This is a genomic window from Curtobacterium sp. MCLR17_059, assembly GCF_003234665.1.
Lineage (GTDB): Bacteria > Actinomycetota > Actinomycetes > Actinomycetales > Microbacteriaceae > Curtobacterium > Curtobacterium flaccumfaciens.
Genome location: NZ_QKSU01000001.1, coordinates 390,870 through 417,117, shown reverse-complemented (window position 1 = coordinate 417,117; position 26,248 = coordinate 390,870). Strand labels below are relative to the sequence as shown.

General features: G+C 71.5%; 27 protein-coding genes. 11 read left to right on the top strand and 16 right to left on the bottom strand.

Features of this window, described 5'->3' with window-relative positions:
• Positions 1-28 precede the first annotated feature (28 nt).
• The 4 genes from DEJ12_RS02085 (at position 29) to DEJ12_RS02070 (ending at position 5,194) form a co-directional block, all read left to right on the top strand.
• Positions 29-910: an aldo/keto reductase gene (locus DEJ12_RS02085; RefSeq protein ID WP_111028879.1), complete on the top strand. Its 882-nt coding sequence runs from the start codon at positions 29-31 to the stop codon at positions 908-910.
• Between the two features lie 155 nt (positions 911-1,065).
• Positions 1,066-1,650, top strand: coding sequence for a PadR family transcriptional regulator (locus tag DEJ12_RS02080; RefSeq protein WP_220034765.1), 585 nt, complete (start codon positions 1,066-1,068; stop codon positions 1,648-1,650).
• Positions 1,647-2,375: an ABC transporter ATP-binding protein gene (locus DEJ12_RS02075; RefSeq protein WP_071404089.1), complete on the top strand. Its 729-nt coding sequence runs from the start codon at positions 1,647-1,649 to the stop codon at positions 2,373-2,375. Before DEJ12_RS02080 ends, DEJ12_RS02075 begins: the two co-directional genes overlap by 4 nt.
• A complete protein-coding gene (locus DEJ12_RS02070; protein ID WP_111028877.1) occupies positions 2,372-5,194 on the top strand; it encodes an ABC transporter permease in 2,823 nt (940 codons plus the stop codon). Before DEJ12_RS02075 ends, DEJ12_RS02070 begins: the two co-directional genes overlap by 4 nt.
• Positions 5,195-5,284: 90 nt before the next feature.
• Here DEJ12_RS02070 and DEJ12_RS02065 read toward each other — a convergent pair whose 3' ends face one another.
• The 3 genes from DEJ12_RS02065 to DEJ12_RS02055 all read right to left on the bottom strand — a co-directional run bounded on the left by DEJ12_RS02065 (position 5,285) and on the right by DEJ12_RS02055 (position 7,194).
• A complete protein-coding gene (locus DEJ12_RS02065; protein ID WP_111028876.1) occupies positions 5,285-5,926 on the bottom strand; it encodes a hypothetical protein in 642 nt (213 codons plus the stop codon).
• Between the two features lie 201 nt (positions 5,927-6,127).
• Complete coding sequence (locus tag DEJ12_RS02060; RefSeq protein WP_111028875.1) at positions 6,128-6,799, bottom strand: SDR family oxidoreductase; 672 nt, start codon at positions 6,797-6,799, stop codon at positions 6,128-6,130.
• The gene (locus tag DEJ12_RS02055; protein ID WP_111028874.1) at positions 6,796-7,194 is read right to left on the bottom strand and encodes a cupin domain-containing protein; all 399 of its coding nucleotides are present in this window, start codon (positions 7,192-7,194) and stop codon (positions 6,796-6,798) included. Before DEJ12_RS02055 ends, DEJ12_RS02060 begins: the two co-directional genes overlap by 4 nt.
• A gap of 110 nt (positions 7,195-7,304) precedes the next feature.
• Here DEJ12_RS02055 and DEJ12_RS02050 point away from each other — a divergent pair, with 110 nt between their 5' ends.
• The 4 genes from DEJ12_RS02050 (at position 7,305) to DEJ12_RS02035 (ending at position 10,962) form a co-directional block, all read left to right on the top strand.
• Positions 7,305-8,462, top strand: a complete 1,158-nt coding sequence (locus DEJ12_RS02050) for a sorbosone dehydrogenase family protein (protein ID WP_111028873.1) — start codon at positions 7,305-7,307, stop codon at positions 8,460-8,462.
• A gap of 55 nt (positions 8,463-8,517) precedes the next feature.
• Entirely contained in the window at positions 8,518-9,396 is an 879-nt protein-coding gene (locus DEJ12_RS02045; RefSeq protein ID WP_111028872.1) for a helix-turn-helix transcriptional regulator, read from the top strand.
• A gap of 133 nt (positions 9,397-9,529) precedes the next feature.
• Entirely contained in the window at positions 9,530-9,772 is a 243-nt protein-coding gene (locus tag DEJ12_RS02040) for a hypothetical protein (protein WP_111028871.1), read from the top strand.
• Positions 9,769-10,962 (top strand): MFS transporter, encoded by a 1,194-nt coding sequence (locus DEJ12_RS02035; protein ID WP_111028870.1) that lies wholly within the window; start codon positions 9,769-9,771, stop codon positions 10,960-10,962. The genes DEJ12_RS02040 and DEJ12_RS02035 overlap by 4 nt, the downstream gene beginning before the upstream one ends.
• Before the next feature lie 9 nt (positions 10,963-10,971).
• Here the strand turns inward: DEJ12_RS02035 and DEJ12_RS02030 are convergent, their stop codons facing one another.
• Together DEJ12_RS02030 and DEJ12_RS02025 are read right to left on the bottom strand one after the other, a co-directional pair.
• Positions 10,972-11,943 carry an NAD(P)-dependent oxidoreductase gene (locus DEJ12_RS02030; protein WP_111028869.1) on the bottom strand — a complete coding sequence of 324 codons (972 nt, stop codon included), beginning with the start codon at positions 11,941-11,943 and terminating at the stop codon, positions 10,972-10,974.
• A gap of 137 nt (positions 11,944-12,080) precedes the next feature.
• Positions 12,081-12,566 carry a DUF4126 family protein gene (locus DEJ12_RS02025; RefSeq protein WP_181433003.1) on the bottom strand — a complete coding sequence of 162 codons (486 nt, stop codon included), beginning with the start codon at positions 12,564-12,566 and terminating at the stop codon, positions 12,081-12,083.
• A 125-nt stretch (positions 12,567-12,691) separates the two neighbouring features.
• Between DEJ12_RS02025 and DEJ12_RS02020 the strand changes: the two genes are divergently transcribed.
• Entirely contained in the window at positions 12,692-13,342 is a 651-nt protein-coding gene (locus DEJ12_RS02020) for an NAD(P)H-binding protein (protein ID WP_111028867.1), read from the top strand.
• Positions 13,343-13,450: 108 nt separating this feature from the next.
• On the opposite strand, the gene DEJ12_RS02015 is transcribed toward DEJ12_RS02020, so the two are convergent.
• Positions 13,451-14,437, bottom strand: a complete 987-nt coding sequence (locus tag DEJ12_RS02015) for a matrixin family metalloprotease (RefSeq protein WP_111109522.1) — start codon at positions 14,435-14,437, stop codon at positions 13,451-13,453.
• A gap of 120 nt (positions 14,438-14,557) precedes the next feature.
• Positions 14,558-15,259, bottom strand: a complete 702-nt coding sequence (locus tag DEJ12_RS02010; protein ID WP_111028865.1) for an SDR family oxidoreductase — start codon at positions 15,257-15,259, stop codon at positions 14,558-14,560.
• 94 nt (positions 15,260-15,353) lie between these two features.
• Here DEJ12_RS02010 and DEJ12_RS02005 point away from each other — a divergent pair, with 94 nt between their 5' ends.
• Positions 15,354-15,749 (top strand): MerR family transcriptional regulator, encoded by a 396-nt coding sequence (locus DEJ12_RS02005; protein ID WP_071404104.1) that lies wholly within the window; start codon positions 15,354-15,356, stop codon positions 15,747-15,749.
• A 59-nt stretch (positions 15,750-15,808) separates the two neighbouring features.
• Here DEJ12_RS02005 and DEJ12_RS02000 read toward each other — a convergent pair whose 3' ends face one another.
• The 7 genes from DEJ12_RS02000 to DEJ12_RS01970 form a co-directional block, all read right to left on the bottom strand.
• A complete protein-coding gene (locus DEJ12_RS02000; RefSeq protein ID WP_111028864.1) occupies positions 15,809-17,086 on the bottom strand; it encodes a family 1 glycosylhydrolase in 1,278 nt (425 codons plus the stop codon).
• A 53-nt stretch (positions 17,087-17,139) separates the two neighbouring features.
• A complete protein-coding gene (locus tag DEJ12_RS01995) occupies positions 17,140-18,012 on the bottom strand; it encodes a carbohydrate ABC transporter permease (RefSeq protein WP_111028863.1) in 873 nt (290 codons plus the stop codon).
• Positions 18,009-18,962 carry a carbohydrate ABC transporter permease gene (locus tag DEJ12_RS01990; protein ID WP_111028862.1) on the bottom strand — a complete coding sequence of 318 codons (954 nt, stop codon included), beginning with the start codon at positions 18,960-18,962 and terminating at the stop codon, positions 18,009-18,011. The genes DEJ12_RS01995 and DEJ12_RS01990 overlap by 4 nt, the downstream gene beginning before the upstream one ends.
• A gap of 25 nt (positions 18,963-18,987) precedes the next feature.
• Positions 18,988-20,253 (bottom strand): ABC transporter substrate-binding protein, encoded by a 1,266-nt coding sequence (locus DEJ12_RS01985; RefSeq protein WP_111028861.1) that lies wholly within the window; start codon positions 20,251-20,253, stop codon positions 18,988-18,990.
• Positions 20,254-20,387: 134 nt separating this feature from the next.
• Positions 20,388-21,398: a LacI family DNA-binding transcriptional regulator gene (locus tag DEJ12_RS01980; protein ID WP_111028860.1), complete on the bottom strand. Its 1,011-nt coding sequence runs from the start codon at positions 21,396-21,398 to the stop codon at positions 20,388-20,390.
• Between the two features lie 152 nt (positions 21,399-21,550).
• Positions 21,551-22,243 (bottom strand): DUF6766 family protein, encoded by a 693-nt coding sequence (locus DEJ12_RS01975; protein WP_164941154.1) that lies wholly within the window; start codon positions 22,241-22,243, stop codon positions 21,551-21,553.
• 97 nt (positions 22,244-22,340) lie between these two features.
• Complete coding sequence (locus tag DEJ12_RS01970; protein WP_111028859.1) at positions 22,341-23,063, bottom strand: SDR family NAD(P)-dependent oxidoreductase; 723 nt, start codon at positions 23,061-23,063, stop codon at positions 22,341-22,343.
• A 138-nt stretch (positions 23,064-23,201) separates the two neighbouring features.
• Between DEJ12_RS01970 and DEJ12_RS01965 the strand changes: the two genes are divergently transcribed.
• Complete coding sequence (locus DEJ12_RS01965) at positions 23,202-24,614, top strand: hypothetical protein (RefSeq protein WP_111028858.1); 1,413 nt, start codon at positions 23,202-23,204, stop codon at positions 24,612-24,614.
• An 18-nt stretch (positions 24,615-24,632) separates the two neighbouring features.
• On the opposite strand, the gene DEJ12_RS01960 is transcribed toward DEJ12_RS01965, so the two are convergent.
• On the bottom strand, positions 24,633-25,346 hold the full coding sequence (locus DEJ12_RS01960; protein WP_111028857.1) for an SDR family oxidoreductase: 714 nt from the start codon (positions 25,344-25,346) through the stop codon (positions 24,633-24,635).
• Between the two features lie 35 nt (positions 25,347-25,381).
• Complete coding sequence (locus DEJ12_RS01955; protein WP_181433004.1) at positions 25,382-26,248, bottom strand: SDR family oxidoreductase; 867 nt, start codon at positions 26,246-26,248, stop codon at positions 25,382-25,384.

The window sequence follows — 26,248 nt, the reverse complement described above, 5'->3', positions numbered from 1 at the left end:
GGCAACGCACCGGGCGTAGACCGGGGACATGACCACAGGCACTGACACCACGAACCGTCCGGCCGCGTCCTCCGGCACCTTCCGCATCGGCGGCGACCTCGAGGTCAACCGGCTCGGCTACGGCACCATGCAGCTCACCGGCCCCGGCGTCTGGGGACCGCCGAAGGACCACGACGAGGCGATCCGCGTCCTCAAGCGTGCCGTCGACCTCGGCGTGAACTTCTTCGACACCGCCGACTCGTACGGCCCCTACGTCGCCGAGGAGCTCCTCAAGGAGGCCCTGCACCCCTACGGCGACGACGTCGTCATCGCCACGAAGGCCGGCCTCACCCGCACCGGCCCGAACGTCTGGCCGCCCGTCGGCCGCCCGGAGTACCTCCGGCAAGAGGCGGAGATGAGCCTCCGCCGCCTGGGCCTCGAGCGCATCGACCTGTTCCAGCTGCACCGCATCGACCCGAAGGTGCCGCTCGAGGACCAGGTCGGCGAGCTGAAGAAGCTGCAGGACGAGGGCAAGATCCGCCACATCGGCCTGTCCGAGGTCTCCGTCGACGAGGTCAAGGCCGCGCAGGAGATCGCCACGATCGTCTCCGTGCAGAACCTCTACAACCTGCAGAAGCGTGACGCCGAGGAGCTGCTCGACTGGTCCGAGCAGCAGGGCATCGGCTTCATCCCGTGGTTCCCCCTGGCCACGGGTGGCCTGACCGGCGAGGACTCGCCGCTCACCGAGATCGCCGAGCGCAAGGGTGCCACCCCGGCGCAGCTCGCGCTCGCCTGGCTGCTGAAGCGCTCCCCGGTGATGCTGCCGATCCCCGGCACGTCGAGCGTCGCGCACCTGGAGGACAACCTCGCGGGTGCCACCGTCGAGCTGACCGACGACGAGTTCGAGGAGCTGGCGAAGCTGGGTCACTGACCCGGCGCGACCAGCAGACGGACGGGAGGCGCGGTGCCAGCTGGCACCGCGCCTCCCGTCCGTTTTCCCGCCCTGTCCAGATCCGCGCTTGCGCACGCATACCGGGTATGTGCATACTCAGTATGGCCACGGTGGCCCGAGACAGGGGAAGTGTCATGAGCGTTCGGATGGGCGTACTCGCGCTGCTGGTGGGGGGACCCGGCTACGGGTACCAGCTCCGGGGGGAGTTCGAGCACCGCACCGGCGGGAGCTGGCCGCTGAACATCGGCCAGGTCTACACGACCCTGGACCGCCTGGAACGCGACGGCCTCGTGGCCCGCGGCGACGCCGACGACGACGGACACGTCGTCTACACGGCGACCGACGCGGGTCGCGCGGAGGTGGCACGCTGGTTCAGCGAGCCCGTGCCCGCGAAGCGCGGGCGTGACGAGCTGGCGATCAAGTTCGCCCTCGCCGTGACCGTGCCCGGGGTCGACGTCGCCCGGCTGGTGCAGGTGCAGCGCGGTGCCGCGATCCGGAACCTGCAGGACCTGACGCGGCTGAAGCGCACGACCGACCCGTCGACGGACCTGGCGTGGTCGCTCGTGCTCGAGTCGATGGTGTTCCAGGCCGAGGCCGAGGTGCGCTGGCTCGACCACGTGGAGTCGAGTGTCGCGCGGTACCGGCCGGACGAGCACCCGGCGGCGCCTGCCGGTGCCGACGCTGCCGCTGCCGCTGCGGCTGCCCGGAGCGCACGGTGACCGCCGCACCGCTCCTGCAGCTCGACGCCGTGAGCGTGCACTACGGCTCCGGCGCGAAGGCCGTCACCGCCCTGGCCGGCATCGACCTGCGGGTCGAGCGCGGCGAGATGGTGGCCGTGATGGGCACCTCGGGGTCGGGCAAGTCGACGCTGCTCGCCTGCGCCGGCACCCTGCTGCCACCGACGAGCGGTGAGGTGCTGATCGACGGCGCCTTCGTGTCCGACCGTCCCGCCAAGGAGCTCGCAGCGTTGCGCCGCCGACTCATCGGGTTCGTGTTCCAGGACTTCAACCTGATCCCCTCGCTGACCGCGGTCGAGAACGTGGCACTGCCGCTCGAGCTGGACGGGTGGAAGGCCTCGCAGGCCCGCCGCGCCGCGGAGCTCGCGCTGGACAACGTCGAGCTGTCGCACCGCTCCGACGCCTACCCGGACGACCTGTCCGGCGGCCAGCAGCAGCGCGTCGCGATCGCCCGCGGCGTGGTGGGCGAGCGCCGGCTCGTGCTCGCCGACGAACCGACCGGAGCCCTCGACTCGCAGACCGGCGAGGTCGTGCTCCGCATGCTCCGTCGGCACGTCGACGCCGGAGCCGGCGCCCTCCTGGTGACCCACGACGCCCGGCACGCGGCCTGGGCGGACCGGATCGTGTTCCTGCGCGACGGTCGGGTGGTCGACGAGACCGTGTACTCGGGCGTCGAGGCCGCGCTGACGGACCGGACCGCCTCGTGAGCCGGGGTCGGCGTGCCGGGACCGGCCGGACGCCGTTCGCCCTGAGACCGGCGCTCCGTCTGGGGCGTCGACTGGCGTTCGCGAAGGCGGGCCGCGCGGCACTGATCATCGCGCTCATCGGGATCCCCACCGCCGGGTTCGCCGCCGTCGCCGTCGTGGTGCAGTCCACACAGGCCACGGTCACCGAGCGGCTCGACTACGACCTCGGCCGTGCATCGGCGCAGATGCGGGTGTCCGGCCCGGACCTGCCCGGCATGGTGCAGGACCCGGTGCAGTGGGAGTTCACCGACTCGAAGCGGAACAGCCCCGTCACGGATTCGGACGAGGACTCACCGTTCACGAACGTCCTGGCCCACGTGCCCGACGGCGCCCTGTCGATCCCGGTGGGCAGCACGCCCGTCGTGCTCCAGGGTGCGCACGGCCCGGTCGGACTGACCGCCGTCGAGGGCAGCGTCTGGGACCCGTCGCTCGAGGGCCACTGGCACGTGCTCGACGGTTCCACGCCGACCACGCGCAGTGAGCTCATGGTCACGCCGACGACCCTCGAACGCCTCGGGGTGCAGATCGGCGACACGGTGGACCTGACCGACCCGGTCACCAAGCGCTTCACGGTCACCGGGACCATGACCGACCTGGGCTCCGATCCGGGATCGCAGGGCATCTTCCTGCCCTGGGGCACGACGCTCTCGACGACCGACACCACCGACGACGTCGGGCTCACCGACGTCACCGTGTACCTGCCGTCGGACGCCCCGACGTGGTCGGAGATCCGGCAGCTCAACGCGCACGGCATCATCGTGCAGTCGCGGCCGGTCGTGCTCGACCCGCCCGACGCCCGGCTCCCCGGTGGGCAGCTGGGCTCGTCGCTCGGCTGGTACCTCGGGGCGATGGGACTGCTCGGCGTCTTCGCGATGTTCGAGGTCGCCCTGCTCGCCGGGGCCGCGTTCCTGGTCGGTACACGGGCGGACACCCGCTCGTACGCCATCGTCACGAGCGTCGGCGGCGACAAACGGTTCGTCCGCACGATCGTCGCCGGGTCGGGCCTGGTGCTCGGGCTCGTCGGCGCGGTCCTCGGGGTCGCCGCCGGCACCGGGATCGGTGTGCTCGCCTACCGACTGATCGACAACGGCAACGTGGCGTCGTTCCCCGGGTTGCACGTGCCGCCGCTCCTGCTGCTGTCCATCGCGGCCGCGGGGGTGCTCGCCGGACTCGTCTCCGCGCTCGTCGCCGCGCGGTCGGCGACCCGGATCAACGTGCTCGCGGCTCTGCGGGGCTCGCTCCGTCCGGTGCCCGTCAGCCGTCCGGCCCGCCGTCGTCGTCGCATCTGGGGGCCGCTGCTCGTGGTCCTCGGCGCCGTGATGACGCTGGCGTGCGGTGTCGGGGTGCTCATGCTCAACGACCGTCCGGTGCAGCAGGACCGGTGGGCGTACGTCGTCGGTGCCGGCGTCGCGATCGGGCCGTGCCTGATGCAGCTCGGCATCGCCATCTGCTCACCGTGGCTGCTCGCCCTGATCACCCGGCTCACCTCGCGGGCCGGTCTGTCCGCCCGGCTCGCCGCCCGCGACGCCCGCCGCAACCCGGTCCGCACGGTACCCGTGCTGGCGAGCGTGATGAGCGTCGTGTTCGTGGCCTCCGTCGTGATCACGTGGAGTGCGTCGAGTCACGCCCAGTACGTCCGTGGATACGAGTACTCCACGGCGGTCGGGGTGGCGACGGCCGAGGTGCAGACCGAGACGAAGGACGGCGGCAGTACCGGTCGCCACGACGCGGAACTGACGGCCCACGCCGCGAAGGTGGTGTCCGGGGTCTTCGACCAGGACCGCATCCGGGTGCTCGGTGTCACGCAGGAGCAGCCGGGCGACACCCCCTCCACCGTCACGATCCCGCACCGCTGGAGCGCGTACGACTGCCCGGCGAACGACACGACGAGCTGCTCGTACTACCTGGACACGGCGAGCGTGTCGAGCCCGCACATCTGGACGGGCACCGTCGACGACTACGCCGTGCTCACCGGGCACCGGCCGTCCGCCGCCGTCCGGAGCGCGCTCGAGGGCGGTGGGGCCGTGTCGCTCTGGCCCGAGTACGCCCACGACGGCGCGGTCCGCGTCGACACCTTCCACGACCGGACGTGGGAGAGCGACCCCATCACCGAGCGCAGCCGACCGGCGGCCAGCGTCTCGATCCCCGCCGTGCTCGACGTGCAGACCCCGCGGATCCAGGTCGGCGTCTTCATGACGAAGGCGACCGCCGAGCAGTACGGCGTGCCCGTGGTCGACGGCATGCTCGTCACGACGCTGCCCCACGACCTCGACCCGGCCCAGGCGGACGAGCTGAGCTCGGCGTGGCAGAGCTTCGGCGGCGACGACCGTGCACGGTGGAGCGGCCCGTCGTTCATCTACGAGGCCGGTCCGATCGACAACGAGGCGATCATCCGGGCGGTCGTGCTCGCACTGGCTGCGGCCGTCACGATCGGTGCGACGGCGGTGGCGATCGGACTCGCACGGTCCGACGGCCGGCGGGACGACGAGGTGCTCGACGCCATCGGTGCCGCACCGCGCCTGCGCCGTGGGGTGTCGACCTGGCAGGCGGCGATCCTGGCCACGGTCGGCTCGGTGATCGGGACGCTCCTCGGACTCCTGCCGATCCGCGCCCTGACCCTGCGGTTCACCGAGAGTCCGGTCGGGGTGAACCACATGCCGTTCGTGCCGGACTGGCCGGTGCTGGCCCTGCTCGCGATCGGCCTGCCCCTCGTGGTGACGGCCGGGGCCTGGCTGACCTCGCGGGGTCGGCGGCGGGTGGCGGTGCGACGGGCGCACTGACGCGCGCGCTGCGTGAGCCGCGCGCTGCGTGAGGCTTCGCTTGGTGAGCAGAAGATGTCGAGTCGGCTGCTCGGACTCGACGTCTTCTGCTCACGAAGTGACCGGCAGACCGCTCCCGACGAACAGCGGGCCGACGGCGAGCGTCCCCACGAGCCAGGCGACCACGATCGCGTCGACAGGCCACACGGGCCCGAGGGAGCGGTCGGCTCCCGGCACCCCGAGGATCCGGCGGCGGTACAGGACCACCGCCACCGCCAGGCAGACCCATCCCGCCACCACGATCGGCAGTTCGATCAGGAGTGGCACGATCCCGAGACCGATGCCCCACCACATCGCTGGCAGTGCGGACGCCACCGCCATCACCAGGTAGGACAGGACGACCAGGCGGTTCTCACGTCGGTCGAGCTGGTCGTCGGGCAGCCGAGGACGACGGAGCATCCACACCGTCGCCGCGACGGCGTTGATGCCGATGCCGATCCGCCCGAGGCCGAGTCCGACGAACTGCCCGAAGTCCCACCAGTTCGATCCGGACCCGGTGTCCGGTGCTTCGTACCGGGTGTGCCCGGCGACGTGCAGGAACGCGAGTCCGCCTGCGACGCCGAGCAAGTACAGCAGCCACGTCCAGCGGGGGAGCCGGAGTCGACGGAGCGCCGCTGCGACGAACAGCACCGACGTCGGCATGAGCAGCATCAGGGCTGCCCAGGCTGCACCGTCGAAGGCTCGTGGTTCCACGCCGCGACGCTAGCGGGAGCGTCGAGCAGCGCGGCGCTCTGGTGTCCCGCCTACGACTCGGGACCCATCGCCCCGCACGCACCCCGGGACGGACGGGAGGCCCGTGGCGGCATCGCCACGGGCCTCCAGTCCGTCATGGAGTGAGCAGAAGGCGACGGGTCGGGTTTTCGGACTCGTCGCGTTCTGCTCACTCGATGCCGCTCACGGGAGCTCGGGCAGCGCCTCCGCGTAGGTGCGGAAGTCGCCGCGCTCCGTGTGGATCGCCCACAGGCGGTCGGCGATGGACTCCCCGGAGTGCTCGGGCCGCCCGTCGTCGATGCCGAACGGGATGATGAGCTGGCCGACGTGGACGTCCTCGTCGCGGACGGCGTCGTGCAGCAGCTGCGCGTAGGCGCTCTCGGCCGCGAAGGCGACGGACGTTCCGGTGACGCGGGCGCCCGGTCGGACCGCGCTGCCGCCGTTGACGAACAGGATCGTGCCGTGGCCGATGGCGCGCATGCCGGGCAGCACCTGGCGGACGGCGTTGACCGAGCCGTAGACCGAGAACTCGATCGGGCCGACCAGGTCGTCCGCCGTGGTCTCGAGCACGGGGCGCATGTACTCCTTGGCGGGGAGCGGGCTGTACTGCAGCACCTCGATGGGGCCGAGCTGCTCCGTGGCGCGCTCGAGTGCGGTGCGCAGGGAGTCTCCGTCACGGACGTTCGCGGCGAACCCGGCTGCGGTGTGGCCGCGCTCACGCAGCTCCGCGGCGAGGCCGTCCAGGCGGTCCTGGTTGCGGGAGATCAGGGCGACGGCGAAGCCCTCACGGGCGAAGCGCTCGGCGACGGCGAGGCCGAGGCCCTTGCCGGCCCCGACGATGGCGATGGTGGTCATGCGGTGTACTCCTCGTCGCTCACGTGCTCGAGCCAGGTGGTGGTCGTCGCCGGGTCGGCGGCGGCCTCGAGCATCGCGAGGTGTTCCATGTAGTCGGTGGGGGTCGCGCCGTGCCAGTGTTCCTCGCCGGCGGGCGTGTAGACGGTCTGTCCAGCCTGCACCTCGATGACGCGGCCGTCCCGGGTACCCATCCGCGCGACGCCCTCGGTGACGTGCAGGGTCTGCCCCTTGGCGTGCGAGTGCCAGGCGGTGCGGGCGCCGGGCAGGAACCGGACCTTGGCGACGGTCATCGTCTGACCGGGCTCCTTCGGCGAGGCGATGGCGTCGAGGTACACGTCGCCGGTGAACTGCTCGGGCGGGTTCTTGACGGTCGGCTGCTTCGGTTCGATCTGCATGCCGACGACGGTAGGCCGCCGTACGCACCGTCGGGAGGTGCCGACAGACCCCCTCAGGGGTTTCCCGAACGCAGCGTGTGTGATCGACCCACGACCCCGGGAGGATCATCGTGGACACACCCGCCGGAACGCCCCGCAGCCGCCGTCTCTGGTCGGTGGCCGGCCTCGCCGCCGTCGCCGCGCTGGCCCTCACCGCCTGCACGAGCGGCGACGGAGCAGAGCGGGACGGGTCCGACCGCGGCGGTTCGCCGTCGGCGCGCGCGACCGCGCCCGCCGACCTGTCGGCCGGTCAGGTGGCGCTCGACGGTGACACCACCGACGTGGTCACCGGCCTGGAGGCCCCCTGGTCGGTGGTCCTGACGGGTGACGACGGCGACGCGCTGGTCAGCGAGCGCGACTCGGCCCGGGTGCTCGAGCTGCGGTCCGACGGCACCACCCGTCAGGTCGGCACGGTCGACGGTGTCAGCCACGGCGGCGAGGGCGGACTGCTCGGGCTCGCGCTGCACGACGACGACCTGTTCGTCTACTCCACGGCCGACGACGGCAACCGGATCCAGCGGTACGAGCTGACGGGGAGCACCGGGTCGTGGGGGCTCGGCGAGGCGACGTCGATCATCGACGGGCTGCCGAAGAACACGTTCCACGACGGCGGCCGGATCGCGTTCGGGCCCGACGACATGCTCTACGCGAGCGTCGGGGACGCCGGCGCGAGCACGGACGCGCAGGACGAGGAGTCACTCGCGGGCAAGATCCTGCGGCTCACCCCGGACGGCGACGTCCCCGCCGACAACCCGATCGACGGCTCGCCGGTGTGGAGCCTCGGGCACCGCAACGTGCAGGGCATGGGGTGGTCGTCGGACGGCACGATGTTCGCGTCGGAGTTCGGCGAGAACACGAACGACGAGCTCAACGTGATCGAGCCCGGGTCGAACTACGGCTGGCCCGAGGTCGAGGGCACCGGCGGCGAGGACCAGGGCTTCGTCGACCCCGTGCAGCAGTGGTCCACCGACGAGGCGTCCCCGAGCGGCCTCGCCGTCGTCGACGACACGGTGTTCGTCGCGAACCTGCGGGGCGAGGTGCTCCGGGCGGTCCCGGCCGACGACCCCGGCACGGCGACCGAGTACTTCGCGGGCGACTTCGGCCGCATCCGGACGGTGCTCGAGGGCCCGTCGGACACGCTCTGGTTCGTCACGAACAACACCGACGGGCGCGGGACACCGTCGAGCGGGGACGACCGGATCGTCTCCGTCCCGTTCACGCGCACGTGAAAGGGGTTCCCGCAGCCCCTCGCTCGCGCCGGACGGGGCCAAGTACCGTGACGGCATGAACCACCGCGACGAAGCGCGCGACTTCCTCTCCAGCCGTCGCGCCCGCATCACCCCCGAACAGGCCGGCGTCGAGACCTTCGGCACACGGCGCCGCGTCACCGGGCTGCGTCGCGAAGAGGTCGCACGCCTGGCCGGCGTCAGCATCGACTACTACACGCGACTCGAGCGCGGGAACCTGCAGGGGGTCTCGGACAGCGTGCTCGACGCCATCGGCCGGGCCCTGCAGCTCGACCCCGCCGAGCAGGAGCACCTGCGGGACCTGTCGCAGCACCAGAACGAGACCCCGCGTCGCGCCGGTCGTGTCGTGCCCGTCGCTGCCGTCCGGCCCGAGCTGCAGTACCTGCTCGACGTCGTCACGGACGCCCCGGCGATGATCATCAACAACCGGCAGGACATCGTCGCCGCGAACGCGCTCGGCTTCGCGATGCACTCGGACCTGGTCGCGGCACCGGCGCGGCCGATGAACTTCTCGCGCTTCATCTTCCTCGACCCGCAGGCGCGGAACTTCTACCAGGACTGGCAGCGGGCCGCGCACACGAACGTCGCGATCCTGCGCCGCGAAGCGGGCCGGACGCCGAACGACAAGGACCTCGCCGCGCTGATCGGCGAGCTGTCGATGCGGAGCGACGACTTCCGCGAGCTCTGGGCAGCGCACGACGTCCGCCGCCACTACGCCGGCGTGAAGTCCTTCCGGCACAGCGTCGTGGGGCCGCTCGAACTGCACTTCCAGACGCTCGAACTCGCCGAGGACCCGGGGCTCGCGCTCACCATCTACCCGGCGACGCCGGGCAGCCCGACCGCCGACGCCCTGCGGGTGCTGGCGTCGTGGGCGGCGACCGAGGGCATCGCGGAGCGGGCGCGCCAGCTCGCCTGACGCGGTGGTCGCGACCGGCTCACTGACTGGAGGCGCGGGGCGGGCCCGCACCGCGCCTCCAGTCCGGTGCCGGTCGCGTCGTACCTCCGTGCCGGCTGTCCACCATCACGACCAGGAAGGGCGCGCTGAGCGCATGAACGACACCGAGTCCCTGCAGACCGCGCCACCCGCGGCGCCGCTCGGTCTCCTGCAGCGCCTGCGGTTCCGGCTGCGGGCCGAGCAGGAGATCCACGAACTGACCCGTGACCGCGAGCTCGAGGCACGTGTGCGTGCCGAAGCGGCCGTACGGCTCGCGCCGGGGCCGTGGCACCTGGGTGCGCTGTTCCGTCGACAGCAGAAGCTGGACCTCCCGGAAGAAGGAGCACCCGACGCATGAGCACGGACCACTCGATGTCGACGGGCCGGACCCTGCTGTTCGCCGTCGCCGGGGGAGCGGCGGTCGGCAACCTGTACTGGTCGCAGCCGCTGCTCGACGACATCGCATCGTCGCTCGGCACCTCGGCGTCACTCGCCGGGCTGCTCGTCACGCTGACCCAGGTCGGCTACGCCCTCGGCATCCTGCTCGTCGTGCCACTCGGGGACGTCCTCGACCGCCGGCGCCTCATCCCCTGGGTGCTTGTCGCCTCCGCCGTCGCGCTGCTGCTCGCCGCGATCGCTCCGACCTTCGCGACGCTCCTGGTCGCCCTGGCGCTGGTCGGGCTGACCACGGTCGCCGGGCAGCTCCTCATCCCGCTTGCCGGGGACCTCGCCGACCCCGCGCAGCGCGGACGCGTCGTCGGCACGATCGCCTCCGGTGTGCTCACCGGCATCCTGGTGTCGCGGACGATCAGCGGCCTGGTCGCGGACGCGTTCGGGTGGCGTGCGATCTACGTGCTCGCCGCCGTCGTCGCGGTGGTCCTCGCCCTGCTGCTGCGGCGCGCCATCCCGGAGCTCGGAACCCGCGCCAAGGTGGCGTACCCGCAGCTCATCCTGTCGGTGTTCCGTGCCGTCCGGACCCACCGGACCGTCCAGGTCACGCTCGTGATCAGCTCGTCGGTGTTCGCCGTGTTCACGATGTTCTGGACCGCCCTGACGTTCCTGCTGAGCAGCGACCCCTACGACTTCTCCACCAGCAGCATCGGGCTGGTCGGCCTGGTGGGGCTCGCGGGCGCCGTGGCGGCGCAGCGGGTCGGGCGACTGCACGACCGGGGACTGTCGGTACCGGTCACCGGGGGAGCGATCGTGCTCCTGCTCGTCTCCCTGGTCGTCGCCGGGATCGGTGCGCACTCGATCGTCGTGGTGCTGCTCGCCGTGCTGCTGCTCGACGTCGCCGTGCAGGCCGCGAACGTGCTCAACCAGACCCGGCTCTTCTCGGTCGATCCGGCCGCGCGGAGCCGGCTCAACACGGCCTTCGTCACCTCGAACTTCATCGGCGGGGCGATCGGCTCCGCGCTGGCGTCGGTGCTGTGGAACGCCGGGGGCTGGACGGCGGTCACGATCGGCGCCGCGGTGCTGGCCGGCTTCGCCGCGACGGTCTGGGTCGTGCACCGGAACCGTGGGCTCGTGGTCGAGCCGGAGCGGGCCTGACCACGGGGCTCAGCGGACCAGGGGGTTCGCGACCTCGAGCTCGCCGTGGTCGAGGAGCCAGCGCACGGCGTCCAGGACGGTCTCCTCGGCGGTGAACGCCGGTGCGTAGCCGAGAAGACGACTCGCCTTCTCGGTGCTGAAGACCTGGCTGCGGGACAGGTGTTCCCAGCTGGCGTCAGCGTGCTCTGGAGCCGTGGTCTCGCGGAACCGGTCCCACGTGACGGGGTCGAGCCGGGCCTCCTGGCCGAACCACGACGCTGCCAGGTGGGCGTACCCGCGCGCGGTGAGCGCCGTCGGAGCCGTGACGAAGAAGTCCTCGCCCGCCGCCGCATCGCGGTGCTCGACCGCGAGCTGGAACGCCTGGGCGACGTCGTCGGCGTGCACGTGTGCCATCGTCTCGGCGCCGAGACCGGGGACCTCGAGCGGTTCGCCGGCGGACAGCTTCGTCAGCACCGACGTGTCGAGGTTGCCGAGCGGACCGATCGGCGTCCAGCCCGGACCGCTGATGTGCCCGGGGTGCAGCGACGTCGTGACCAAACCGCCTGATGCGGTTTCTTCCTTGAGCATCCGGGCGATTGCGTCCTTCTGGACGCCGTAGTCACCGAACGGCGGAGTCGCGTTCTGCTCGGTGATCGGCAGCACGTGCGAGACGCCGGCGCGCCAGATCGAGCCGCAGTGCACCAGGTGCGTGCCGGTGCCGCGGAGCGCGTCGACCAGCGCTGCGGCCGAGGACTCGGTGAAGCAGACGAGGTCGACGACGGCGTCGGCACCGAGCGCGGCGATGCGGCTGCCGAAGGTGCCGTCGCGGTCCTCCTGCTCGCGGTCGGCGGTGATCCGCTCGACCTGCTGCCACTCCGGAACGTCGGCGTACGGGGTGCTCGTGCCGCGTGTGACGGCGACGACCCGGTGACCCGAGCGGACGAGACGGGGGACGAGGAACGAGCCGATGTGGCCGGTGGCTCCGATGACGACGATGTGCATGGGGGCCACCGTAGGCCGAGGCGTGCGCATCGTGAGCAGGAATGGTCGGGTGCGGCGGTGCGACCCGACCATTCCTGCTCACGAAACACGCCCGCGGCGAGCGAGGCGCCCACGAGCGCCGCGCACGAACGGCACGCTCAGTCGGCGGTGATGACCTTCACGGAACCGGCGATGGTCGCGGCGTCCTCGGCGAGCGCGACGACGGGGTCGGGCAGGCCCGCACCCCCGAGGGCCTTGCGCGCACCCCAGCCGACGAAGCTGCCGACGAGGGCACCGACGCCACCGAGGATCGCGCCCTCGATGCGCAGGTCACGCTTGCCCGTGGTGCCGAGGGCGGCACCGGCGAGGGCACCGGACGCGATCCGTCCGAGCAGTGCGGACGGGGCGATGCGGTTCGGGGTCTTCGGCAGCTTGTCGCCGATGAGCTCACCGATGGCGGAGGCCACGAGCAGCCCGCGGCCGACCGGGGTGCTGAAGACCTTCCACTGCTGCCACGAGCCCTTCAGCGAGGACCGGTCGTGGTTCAGTGCGAGGACGGCGAGCGGGGTGGCGCTCCGGCCGCCGCTCATGATGCCGAGGACCAGGGTGCGGACCAGGGTGTGCTGCTCGTGCTGCTTGCTCATCGTGACTCCTGTCGTGTTGCCCCTGACGGTACGCACGGTGACCTCGGGTGTTCCGAGCATCGCGGGCGACGGGCGGACGTCGGGCGTTCCCCGGGCACGGAGCCGCCCCGAGTAGCGTCCGGCCCATGAGCAACGTCATCGTCTTCGGCGGCCACGGCAAGGTCGCACTCCTCGCCACCCGCATCCTGTCCGAGCGCGGACACACGGTCACCTCCGTCATCCGGAACGCCGACCAGTCCGACGAGATCCGAGCCCACGGCGGCGAACCGCACGTCGCGGACATCCAGCAGCAGTCCCTGAACGACTTCGCCGAACTCGTCCGCGGGCACGACGCCGTGGTGTGGTCGGCCGGTGCCGGTGGCGGGTCCGTCGACCGGACCTGGGCGATCGACCGCGACGCTGCGGTGCTGTCGATCCAGGGGGCGAAGCAGGCCGGCGTCGACCGCTACGTGATGGTGTCGTTCTCGGGTTCGCAGCTCGACCACGGCGTCCCGCAGGACCAGGACTTCTTCGCGTACGCGCAGTCGAAGATGATCGCCGACGCCGTGCTCCGCGACTCGGGGCTGCAGTGGACGATCGTCGCCCCGAGCACCCTGACCGACGACGAGCCGACCGGCTCCGTCGACTGGGACGGCTCGTCGACTCAGGTGCCGCGCGGTGACGTGGCGCACGTGGTCGCCGACGTGGTCGAGAACCCCGGTACGGCCGGCAACACCTTCCGCTTCAACACCGGGTCCACCCCGGTGGCGGAGTTCCTGCGCGCCGACGCGGTCTGACCGAGACCGACTGCGCCGACGCGGTCTGACCGAGACCCACAGACAGACCAACGGGGTCGCGGCGGTTCTCCGCCACGACCCCGTCCGTGTCCCTGCAGAACGTCGAGCTCAGTAGAGCGTCGAGATCCCCGTCATGTCGCCACGGCCGAGCGTGCGGCCGTCGAGCTCGCAGTAGCCGCCGGACGGCTCCATGACCTGGCCGGTGCCGGTCTTCACGTGGTCGAGGCCGTACAGGTGGCCCCACTCGTGCGTGGCGACGACCTGGGTGTCGAAGCGCGCGCCCGAGCAGGTGGCCGTCGAGCTCCACTTGAAGCCGGTGGCGTAGCGCTGGTCGGCCTCGCGGGCGTTGCCGTTGCCGTCGAACCAGATGCACGTCACGCCGAGGGTCCCGGTCGGGAGCTTGCCCCAACCCATCACGTTGTAGCCGTTGTTCCGCGAGCAGCCGCCCTGGTCGGTGAGGTTGGGCTTCTGGGTCGCGAGACGCAGGTAGTCGTTCTTCGCCGTCGACGTGACGGTCCGGTCACACGCCGAGATCGTGCCGTTCCAGGCGTTCGCCCCCTTGCGCAGGGCGTCCTTGGCGTACGTCGACTTCTGCCCGGTCTGGTTGTAGTACCACTTGACCGTGCTCGGCCAGGTGTAGCCGGACGCCTTGTACGCCGTGCTCGTGCACTTCGTGGTCGCAGCGGTCGTCGCGGCGGGGGCGGCCTGTGCCGTCGCGGCCTGGCTCTGCGCACGCTCCTGCTGGACGGCGGGGGCCGAACCGGTCCAGGCCTCGTCGACGCGGACGGCGACACCGGCGGAGCCGTTGTTCGCGATGAGGACGTCGGCGAGTTCGGGCGCCCCGGGGGCGGCCGAGCTGCTCGCCATGACGCTCTCACCCGGCGCGGGGAGCGCGAAGGTGCGGCCGTCGGGCGTCACGACCGTGCCGGAGGTCGCCGTGCAGCCGCTCTCGAGCGTCTGCACGGACAGGGTCCCGGGGGCGCAGCTCGCGCCGGCCCCCGGGGTCGCCGCCTGGGCGGGTGCTGCGGTGATGGTGAGGCCGGCGAGGATCGCGACGATCGCCCCGGTGCTCAGCGCGTTCCTGACAGGACGCATGGTTCCCTTCCAGCGGCAGGCGACGTGCCCCCGCTCCTGATCGGGGTCCATGCTCGCCGATGACCACGCAGCGGGTCCAGGACTGCGCTGCGGGGACACGCCCCCAGTCAGGGGCGGCGCTCAGGCCATCTGCGCGTAGAAGCGCTCCGGTGCATCGACGAGCGACGCCTTCACCATCCGGCTCCAGTCGTCGACGAGCACCTCGGCCACGCCGCGCTCCACACCGTCGAGTGCCGCTCGGGCCACGTCCGTCGGGTCGGTCTTCGGACCGTCGTAGTCGCCCATCATGTCGGTGTCGGCCGCACCGAGGTGGAGTCCCTGCACGCTGATGCCCCGGTCGGCGAGCTCGAGGCGGACGGCGTTCGTCATGTTCCACTCGGCCGCCTTCGCTGCGGCGTAGCCACCCGCGCCGGGCGCCGCGAACCACGACAGGGCCGACAGCACGTTGACGATCGCGCCGCCGCCGTTCTGCTCGATCACCGGCGCGAAGGCGCGGATCATCGACAGGCTGCCCCAGAAGTGCGTGTCCATGGCCTTCCGGACGATGGTCAGGTCGTCGGTCACCAGGGAGCCCTGCGTCGAGATGCCGGCGTTGTTCACGAGCAGCGTCACGTCGCCCGCGGCGGCGGCCACCGCGTCGACCGAGGCCTGGTCGGTGATGTCGAGGGGCAGCGCGACGACGCCCTCGACGTCGACGAGTTCGGGTCGGCGTGCGGTTGCGTAGACCTTCGATGCCCCGCGCTCCAGCAGCTCCAGGGCGAAGCGGCGTCCGATGCCGCGGTTCGAGCCGGTGACGAGCGCGACCGATCCAGCGATGTCCATGGTGTCTCCTCCTGCCGCGCGGGTGTCTCCCGCAGCGGCTCGGCTACGCTAAGACCTCACATCCATGTCAGGGGCAAGCCCGGATCGGAGCACCATGCGCATCGGTGACCTCGCGGCCGAGACCGGCGTCAGCGTCCGCTCGCTGCGGTACTACGAGGAGCAGGGGCTGCTCACCGCGTCGCGCACCGCGAGCGGGCAGCGGGTCTACACGGACGCAGCCGTCGAGCGGGTCCAGCTCGTGCAGCAGCTGTTCGCCGCCGGGCTCGCGAGCCGCACGATCGTGCAGCTGCTGCCCTGCGTCGACCGCGGGGAGTCGACGCCGGAGTCGTTCGCGCTCCTCATCGCCGAGCGGGACCGGATCACCGCGCAGCTGGCCGAGCTCGAGGCGGTCCGGGGGCGGCTCGACCAGGTCATCGCGATCACCGAGCACCCCACCGCCGAGCACTGCCCGGCGCTGCGTGACCGACCTGCGGAGCCGGTCGCGGCCTGAGACGCGGCACCGGGACGGACGGGAGGCCCGTGGCGGGTCCGCCACGGACCTCCCGTCCGTCACGGGGTCGCGGACAGGGCCGCTGCCACGGCCCGTTCCTGTCGCGTGTGCGCAGCGAACGCGTCGGCGACCGGGTTGCGGCGACGGTCGAGGCCGCCCGCGCCGTCCTCGACGAGGTCGAAGAGGCCCATCGTGAGCAGGTGCTCCTGGCGTGGGGCGTCCGTGTGCCGCCAGGTCCACTCGTACATGTCGAACAGCGGCCACCAGGTGTAGCCGACGACCGGCACGCCCTCGTCGCGGAGCTCCCGCACGGCCGCAACGGATGCGTCCAGCCAGCCGATGCGCTCCTCGACCGAACCGGTGACGCAGGTCTCCGTGAGCATGACCGGGGCGCCGTAGCGCTCGGCGTAGGTGGTGAGCACGTCGCGGAGCCCCTCGACGCCGGTGTCCTCGTAGGGCCGCGGGTCGGCGAACCCGCCGCCGTGGTGCACCCCCGTCTCGAAGACCTCGGTGGAGTGCAGCGGGTAGTAGTTGACGCCCATCACGTCGGGCCGGACCGCGTGCTGCCGGAACCAGTCGAGGTCGGCGTCGGTGACGCCGCCGGAGCGCAGCCGACCGACCAGGGGGTGCGCGTCGTCGACGCCACCGGTGACCAGGTCCTCGACCAGGAACGTCTGGGCGCGCAGGCGCGCGACCGTGTCGCGGTGTTCCGGGGCGTCGACGTCGCCCACGTACCGGATGCCGGCATCCACGTGCACGAAGGTGGCGGCGTCTCCGAGTTCACGGGTGATCGCGTGCTGCGTCGAGACGAACCCCTTGGCCAGGGCGGACGCGATCCGGGCCGACCCCTCGGCGCCGGTCAGGTACGGGGGCCAGTAGCCGTACTCACCCGAGAACAGGGCGTGGATGACGGGCTCGTTGACGGGCGTGTAGTCGGTGGCGACGTCGCCGTACCGCGCCGCGAACCGGGCGGCGTACTCGGTGACGTGCGCCGGGTAGTCGGGGTGGGCGAACTGCCCGTCGAGCCAGAGCGGTGTGCCGTAGTGCAGCAGGTCGACGACGGGCCGCAGGCCGGTCTCGCGGAACCGCGCCATGACGCCGTCCACCCACGACCAGTCCCAGACGCCCGGCTCGGGGGCGACCCGGTACCAGGGGACGCCCCAGCGCAGGAGCTCGGCGCCGACGTCGACCGCCAGCCCGAGGTCGGCGGCGTACTGCCGGTAGTGGTCGGTCAGCTCGTACTCGTCGATGGGCCGTTCACCCGGTCGGGCCTGCGGGACGAAGGTGTCCTCGATGCCCAGGGCGAAGTGCAGCCTGCCGTCGTCGGACCAGTGCATGGTGTCTCGTTTCGTGGTGGGCACGGCCGCTCCGGGCTCGTGCGGTGTCGTCGTCACTTGAGCCCGGTGCTGGCGACGCTCTCGATGAAGCGGCGTTGCACGAGCAGGAACATGACGGCGAGGGGCAGCACGGCGATCAGGGCGCCGGCCATCATCACGCCCTGCGGGATGATCCCGCCGGGTCCGGTCAGCAGGGTGAGGCCGGACGTGATGGTCCCCATGTCCTGGTCGGTGGTGAACACCAGCGGCCAGAGCAGGTCGTTCCAGTTGTTGACGAAGGTGAAGATGCCGAGGGTGAGCAGGGCGGGGACGGCGTTCGGCAGGACGACGCTCCGGAAGATCCGCCACTCCGAGGCCCCGTCGATCCGCGCCGCGTTGTCCAGGTCGCGGGGCAGCGACACGAAGAACTGCCGCAGGAAGAAGATCCCGAAGGCGTCGGCCGCCCGGGGAGCGATGAGCCCCGCGAACGTGTTCACCCACCCGAGGTCCGACACCAGTTGGTAGATCGGGATGAGTGTCGCCTGGAACGGGATCATCAGGCTGGCGACGATCACGATGAGCAGCACCTTGCTGCCCCGGAAGTCGAGCCGTGCCAGGGCGTAGGCGGCGAGCGCGTCGAACGCCAGCGCGAACACCGTGACACCGCCGGCGAAGGCGAAGCTGTTCAGGATGAGCCGCCCGAACGGCAGCTGCGTGAAGATCGCCCGGAAGTTGTCGAGCGTCCAGGTGTGCGGGAACAGCGTCGGCGGGTAGGCGTTGACCTCGCTCGCCGGTTTGAACGCGGTGAACACGATCACGAGCACGGGGAGCAGCACCGCCAGGGTCACGACGGCCACGACTGCGAAGCCGAGCCAGCGCATCGACGGCTGTCGACGGGCCACCGTGCTGCGTCGGACGACGGTCGCGGGACGGGGGAGCGCGGTCATGATGCGGTGTCCTCTCCGCGCTTCCCGAAGAACAGGAACTGCACGAGGCTGAGCAGCAGGGTCGCGATGAGGAGCACGTACGCCAGGGCGCTCGCGAACCCGAGGTCGAGGTCCTTGAAGCCGGATTGGTAGATCTGCATGACGATCGTCTCGGTCGACCGGTACGGACCACCGCCGGTCAGGACGTAGATCTGGTCGAACGCCTGCAGCGCGGCGATGAGGGCGACGATCACGACGAACGCCATCGTGTTGCTCAGCATCGGGAAGGTGACGTTCGCGAACCGCTGGCGGCCGTTCGCCCCGTCGAGCTGCGCTGCCTCGTACAGGCTCGTGGGGATCTCCTGCAGCCCGGCCAGGAAGATCACCATGTAGAAGCCGAAGTTCTTCCACACGGCCACGAGCACCACGGTGGGCATCGCGAGCGTCGGGTCCTGCAGCACGTTGCCGAGCCGGATGCCGACGAGCTGCAGCCAGTGGTTCAGCAGGCCGATCTGCGGGTCGAGCAGGTACGACCACGCGAACGCGGCGACGGCCAGGGACACGATGAACGGCAGGAACAGCGCCGACCGGAAGAACCCGCGGAACGGCAGGGCCGGGTGGTTCAGCACGAGGGCGAGCACCAGGGCGACGACGATCGCGACGGGGGTGAAGAGCACCGAGTAGAGCGCGGTGTTGCCGATGGACCGCAGGACGTCGGGGTCGGTGAAGACCCGGACGTAGTTCGCGAACCCGATGAACGACGGGTCGCCGAATCCGCTGGCGTCGGTGAACGACAGTTGGAGCGCCGAGAGCATCGGCCAGAGCACGAACGCCCCGAGGATGACGATCGCGGGTGCGAGGAACCCGACGATGGTGGCGCGGCGGCGGAACGTGCCGTTCAGGGGCGATCGTCCGCCGAGCTGGCCCGGTGGTCGGTACCGACGGCGTCGGCCGAGTTGCTGCGTGGTCACGAGGGTCCTCCGAGGGCCGCTGCTGCTACTTCAGGGCCGACTGCACGTCGGCGTCGGCGGTGGCGAGGAGCGATCCGGGGTCCCCGCCCGAAATCGCCTTCTGGGTCGCGGTGTCCACGGCGGTGAGCACGTCAGCGCTGTCGACCACGCCGGGCAGGAGCGGGATCGTGGTGCCCGGCAGCCCGGTGAGCGTCGCGACGGTCGGGTTCTCGTCGACGTCCGCGGCGGTGACGTCGGTGCGGAGCGGCGGCCAGCCGGACCCGAGGGCCCACTTCGTCGCGACGGACTGCTCGTTGAAGTAGCGCAGGAACCGCTCGGCTGCGGCCTGCTTCGCGTCGTCGGTCTGGGCCGTCACACCGAGCGAGATGCCGATGGCCGAGGCCACCTGCGCTTCGGGGCCCGCCGGGATCGCCGCGATGCCGTAGTCGATGTCCGACGCCTCGGCGACGCCGGCCATCCAGGGGCCGCCGATCTCCATGGCGGTCTTGCCGGCCGTGAAGAGCTTGTCCGCGGCGATGCCGTCGACACCGGTCGGCGAGATCTTGTCGTCGCGCACCGCCTTCGCCCAGTACTCGAGCGTCTCGGCGTTCGCGGCGGAGTCGATGGTGGACTTCGTGCCCGCCTCGTTCGTGATCGATCCGCCGTTGCCGGCGAACAGGCTCGGCCAGATGCCGTTGCCGACGGTCTGGTGGTCCGGCAGCACGAGCCCGTACTGCTCGGGGGTGCCGTCGCCGTTCTCGTCCTTCGTGAGCTTCTTCGCGTCGGCGACCCACTCGTCCCAGGTGGTCGGGAAGGAGTCGATGCCGGCCGCTGCGAACAGCTTCTTGTTGTAGATCACGGAGAGCGGGACGAACCCGCTCGGCACCCCGTACTCCTTGCCGTCGACCCGCTCCATCGCGACGGCCTGTTCCTTCAGGTCCCCGGTGTTGTTGGCGTCGTCGGCGTAGAAGTCGCTGAGGTCGACCAGCGCCTTCTTCTGCGCGTAGACCGGCAGCCGGTCGGAGGTCATCGCGACGAGGTCCGGGCCCTTCTTCGCGGACAGGGCGGGGAGCATCGTGTCGTCGATCACGGCCCAGGTCTTCGTCTGGGTCGTGATGGTGACCTTGTCCTGCGAGGCGTTGAAGTCCTTGACGATGCCGTCCAGGACCTTGCCGTCGGCCTCGGTGTAGCCGTGCCAGAACGTCAGGTCGACGTGGCCGCCGTCACCCGACGATCCGGGGGAGCCGGCGCACCCGGCGAGGGAGAGCGACGCCGCTGCTGCGAGCGCGACGACCGCGATGTGCTTCTTCATCGAAAACCTGCCATCCGTCCGGCACGTCGGTGTGCGGACCTCGTCCATCCCGGATTTACACCGGTGTAAATGTGGACAGTAGCCGGTGCTCGACCACCCGGTCAAGGGGTCGGGGAGCACCCGCGGTCAACGGGTCAGACAGCAACCGGACGCAACGGTCCGGACGACGCCCGGACGACGAGTGCGTGCGGGGAGCGCAGCACCCCCGGTGTCGCCGGGGCACCCTCCTCGAGCTGGGCGACGAGCACCCCGACCGCCGTCGCCGCGACCCGGTCCAGGTCGGCCGACACCGTGGTCAGCGCCGGGGTCGAGTACGCCGACTCCTCGATGTCGTCGAACCCGACGACCGCGACGTCGTCCGGCACGGTCCGGCCCGCGAGCTGCAGGGCACTCATCGCCCCGAGCGCCAGCGCGTCGTTGCAGCAGACGATCCCGTCGACCGGCACCCCAGCTTCGAGGAGCTGCCGCGCAGCCGCCGCCCCCTCGGCCCGGTGCCACAGCGCGGTCGGCACCACCCGCTCGGGCGCGAACGGCACGCCGGCGTCGAGGAGTGCCTCGCGGTAGCCCCGCAGTCGCTCCTGCGCCGTGCGCACGGGTCCCGACGGGTCGGAGCCGATGAACGCGATCGACCGGCGGCCGGCGTCGAGCAGATGCGCGGTCGCGTCCCGCAGCGCGTCGGCGTTCGACATGGCGATGAACGGCACGGGGGCGTCCGGGATCGGCTCACCGAGCACGACCAGGGGGAACTTCACCTCGAGCGCGGCGGCATCGCTCGGCCGGACGGTCAGCGGGCTGTAGATGATGCCGTCGATGGAGTGCTCGCGCATCCGGGTGATCGCGTCCGCCTCGCGCACGCCGCTCGCGGTCTGCTCGATGAGCACCGTGTAGCCCACGGCTCCGGCAGCGCGGATGACGGCGTCGGCGAGTTCGGCGAAGTACGCCTGCCGCAGTTCCGGCACCGCGAGCCCGAGCACCTTGGAGCGTCCGGCGCGGAAGTTCCGGGCCGAGACGTTGAGCTCGTAGCCGAGCTCGTCGACGGCGGCCATCACACGGTCGCGGGTGCGGACGGAGACGTGTTCGTAGCCGGACAGCACGTTCGAGACGGTCTTCTTCGAGACACCCGCCACGGCGGCGACGTCGCTCATCGTGGGCGGAGAGCGGTGCCCCTGCGCCATCGGGCGCCCCCTCTCACGTGCGGACTGCGTTCGGCAGGAACCTACCGCACCAGCGTGGTGCGGATCGGACTGGAGGCCCGTGGGGGGTCCGCCACGGGCCTCCCGTCCGGTCTCGGCCGCGCTCAGGCGCCGGTCTGCTCCGTCGGTGCGGCCACGGGCTTCGACTGGCTCGACCCTCGTTGCCGCAGGGACACGGTGGCGATCACCATCACCGAGATGACGAGGAACTCCGACTGCCAGTTCTGCATCGACTCGAACCAGAACTGGCTCGTGCCGAGGTAGCCCCACGCCGAGACCACGCTGTCGCCGTGCTCGAGCTGCTCCTCGTTGTAGGCCGCAGCGCCACCGATCACGTGCCCGACGACACTGCCGAGGAACAGCACCGCGAACAGGATCAGCAGGGAGTTCTCGTACAGCACGAGCACGATCCCGCCCCGGCGCACCGGCCACGGGGCCTTCGGGTCGTCGGCGTGCTCCCGGGGGTCCTCGTCCTGCGGGCTCTGTTCGTCCAGGGGCTCGGACTCGCTCGACCCCTTCTGGAACAGGAACACCGTGAACACGATGTACGCGCCCATCTGCAGGAACTCGCTCTCCCAGTTCTCGAAGGTCGCCTCGGCGAAGTCGCCGCTCGTCAGGAAGCCCCAGAGCGACACGGCCGCCTCGCCGTGCTGGAGGGCGTCCGCCGCGGACACCCGCCACCCGGCGAACACCATGCCGACGAAGCACACGACGAAGACGGCGACGTTCGCGAGGAGCAGGCCGTGCCGTCGCACGCGCTGCCACCCACTCGATCCGTTGTGCAGGCCGAGGGTCACCGGGTCCTCCGTTCGTCGTGTCGACGCCATCCTCGTCCGGACGCCACGATCGCCTTCGCAGGAGCACCCGACCGGTCGCGGCGGTTCCGTCAGCGACTCAGAGCGTGATGCCGGTGGCCTCGGCGAGCGCGTCGAGCAGTGCGGTGCGGAACCGCTGGTCCGCGACCGCCGGGTGCGGTTCCTGCCGCTCCCCGTGGAACCAGTAACCGCCTGTCACGGTTTGGTCTGGGTCGGTCGCGAGCGTCTCCTGCGTGCGGTGTCCCAGCTCGAAGTCGTCGGGAGCGCCGGCCCCGCCCATCTTGGTCGCCACCCAGCCCGGGTCGACGGCGTTGCTCAGCACGCCCGGGCGTCGGAGCGGCACCTCGGCGGCGAGCGCCGTCACGAACAGCTTCGTGTCGGAGTACGAGTTCGTCTCCGAAGCGCCGGTCCAGTCGACGGTGTCCAGGCGCGGACGGCCGCCCCGGTGCATCCCGCTGCTCAGGTACACGTGCCGCCCCGGCGAGCGCAGCAACGCGGTGAACAGGTACGGCGCCACGACGTTCACGGGCACCAGGGAACGGCCGGAGATCACGCCGGCGTTGTGCACGACGGCGTCGAGCGGGGTGCCGGCGTCGAGTTCCCGGGCGGTGGCGATCACGGCGTCGCGGTCCGCCAGGTCGGCGACGACGAGTTCGGCGCCGCGCTCCACCAGGTCGGCGACCGCCTCGACGCGGGCCGGGTTGCGTGCGTGGACGACGACGTCGTGTCCGCTGCGGAGCAGCGAGTCGGCGGTTCCCCGCCCGAGGCCGTCGGTGGATCCGGTGACGAGGATGCGTGCCATCCGCCCATCATGCGCCCGACCGCTGCGGCGGGTCCGGCAGGTGGACCGGCAACGGGCGAACGGGAGGCGCGGTGCGGGCCCGCCACGGGCCTCCCGGCTGTTCACGGGCCGGCCACAGGGCCGCGGTACGGTCGCTGCATGAGCAGCTTCCTCGAGCCCATCGACGCCGTCGGCGTCGGTGACGCGACGATCGTGCCGGACGCCACACGACCGGTCGCGGCGGTCGTCACGGGCGACGACGTGCGGTGGGTGACGTGGCCGGACGCCCCGTTGCCGGACGGTGCGGTCGACGAGGTCGGGGTCCTCGCGACCGACGAGGGCGCTTGGGTGGTTTACGTGTCGCGCGAGGACGCTGAAGGCGACCTCGACACAGAGTCGCGGATGGCCGTGCACGTCACGCCGGCCGGGGTGACGTGCGCGGTCGACCTCGGGGATCGACGGGTGTTCGGGGCGGACGTCGAGGGGCTGTGGATCGGCGACCCACGTGACGCGTCGATGTGGATGGGTGAGGACGAGGACGAGGGCCTCGAGGATCCGGAGGACGACGAGGCGGTCGAGAACGACGAGGACTCGGACGACCCGCTCGACGGCGTCGACCCGGAGACCCTGCCGTGGGCGCCGTCGGAGCCGTTCTGGCCGTCGCCGGAGGAGTGGGCGGCGACGCTGGCGGCCGGCGAGGAGCCGGAGGACGACGACCCCGAGCTGCTGGACGACGACGATCACGACGTCCGCCCCCGCTACTTCTGGAGTGCCGGACCCGACGCCGACGACGAGGACGACTTCCCTCGCCCGTCGGGACCACCGGCCGATCCCGCGCCGCCCCTGCCGACCCCGCCGACCGACCTCGTGCTCGTGCGGACCGACGGCAGCCGGACGACGATCACCGTCGACCACCTGGCTGAGGAGGTCCGCCGGGCGGGCACGGTGCTCACCGTCCGGTACATGCCCACCGGACCCCGGCGCACACCCGATCCGACGGGCGGATTGACCTACCACTACGACGCTCGGGAGGTCGACCTCGACGTCGCTGCCGGCCTGCCCAGCGTCGTCACCACCGATGACCTGCCGTCCCGTGCCGCGAGCGACGAGGACGAGACGTCGTGGGAGGACGAACAGGAACGTCTGGAAGCAGCCCGCGCTCCGTGGACGGAGCGGTTCGACCTGACCGACGTCGAGGGCGCGCGCTGGCCGCTGCACGACCTGGACGCTGCCGCACGGGAGCGCGCGGTCGCGGACCTCGTGGACGTGTTCGAAGCCCTCGACCAGCCCGGCACCCTGTGGACCCGCGACCACCCCGAACCCCGGCGGTCGGCGAGCGACTACCGAGCCGTCGAGGTCACCGTCGAGGGGGAGTGGCCGGCGACCGAGCTCGTGGTGTCGTTCGAGCACCGCGCCGTGCCGTACCTGCGGCTCCGTCGGCGCTACCGGGTGTTCGACGACGCCGGGCACGTGGAGGACTGGACCTACGTCGGCGTGCACCTGGACGAGGACATCGACAGCGGGCACATCGCCGACCGAGCGGACGCGGTAGACGGGGTGCTCGACATCTGAGGGGTGCCGGGGTGCCGGTCAGGGTGCCTCGTGGGCCAGCTCGGGGTAGAGCACCCCGATCGGTGCTCCCAGGTTCGCTTTCACGTGCGCGCTCAGGTCGTCTGCGATGACCTCGTACTCGTCCCGCTCGACGCCGTCCAGCACCATCTCCGCGACGGCTGCCGGGGACGTCTTCGCGGCGTCGGTGTGCGCAGCCATCCGCGTGTCCACGTACCCGACGTGCACGCCCGTCACGAGCACCCCAGCCGGCGCGAGTTCGAGTCGGAAGGCGTTGGTGGCAGCCCAGAGTGCCGCTTTCGACGCACTGTAGGAGCCGCCGTACGCCAGCCAGCTGGCGACGGAGTGGATGGTGACGAGTGCTGTGCCGCGGGCCGCGACCAGGAGCGGTGCGAACGCCTGTGCGACCTGGACCGGTGCGAAGAAGTTGCTCTCCATCACCTGCCGCAGGTCCCGCTCGTCCAGGTCGAGCATGCTCGCCGTCGGCGGGAGGACGCCCGCGTTGTTGATCACGACGGTGACGTCCTGGGCTGCGGCGACGGCGGCCGTGATCGAGGAACGATCCGTGACGTCGAGCCGCAGCGGCACGATGCGAGGGTCGTGCCAGTCTCGGGGTGTGCGTGCGGTCGCGTAGACCTTGGCCGCGCCGCGTTCGAGCGCGACACGGACGAGTTCGGTGCCGATCCCGCCGTTCGCTCCGGTGACCAGGACGACGGCGTCGTTGAGAGAGGGCATGGGGTCTGCTTCCTGTCGAGTGGGGAGGACGATGATCAGCGGGCGGACGGCAACAGCGGGCGGAGTGCGCGGGCGAGCACGCGGTCGAGGGCACGGTCCGGGAGGATCCGGGCCAGTCGGGTGAGGAGCGCCGCGTCACGCCCGATCGTGTACCGGGTCTTCGGGCGCGGGTGGGTCGCAGCAGTCACGATGGTCTCCGCCGCGACGGCAGCGGTGACCCCGTCGCGCAGGAAGGTGTCCGACTGGGCGAGGATCGCGTGGATCAGCCCGCCGTACCGACGCTGCTGGTCCGGGGTCATCGCGTCGGCCAGGCGCCGCGCGGTCGTGCCACCGCGCCCCACCATCTCGGTCTTGACTGCTCCGGGCTCCACGATCACGACTCCGACGCCGTCTGCCGCGAGCTCTCGGCGGAGTGCATCGCTGACGGCCTCGAGTGCGAACTTCGACCCGGAGTACGCGCCGTAGGTCGGCTGGGCCAAGCGACCTCCGAGGGAGCTCATCATGACGACACGACCACGGCTCCGGAGCAGCGCGGGCAGCAGGGCCTGCGTCACGGCGATGTGGCCGAAGAAGTTCACGTCGAACTGGCGCCGCCACTCGTCCATGGGGAGCACCTCGACCGGCGCGTTCACCGCGATGCCCGCGTTGTTGACCACGGCTGCCAGCGGGTGACCGTCCGCGTCGACCTCGGCGGCGAGTTCCGCGATCTGCGCGGGGTCGGTGATGTCGAGGATGACGGGGCGCACGGTCGCGGACTGCAGGGCTTGGCCGTCCTCGGGCCGTCGGACACCGGCGAGCACACGGTGGCCCCGGGCAGCGAGCGCACGGACGGTCGCTGCACCCATGCCGGTCGAGGCTCCGGTCACGACGAAGAGCGAACCAGTTTCAGTTGACGTTGTCAT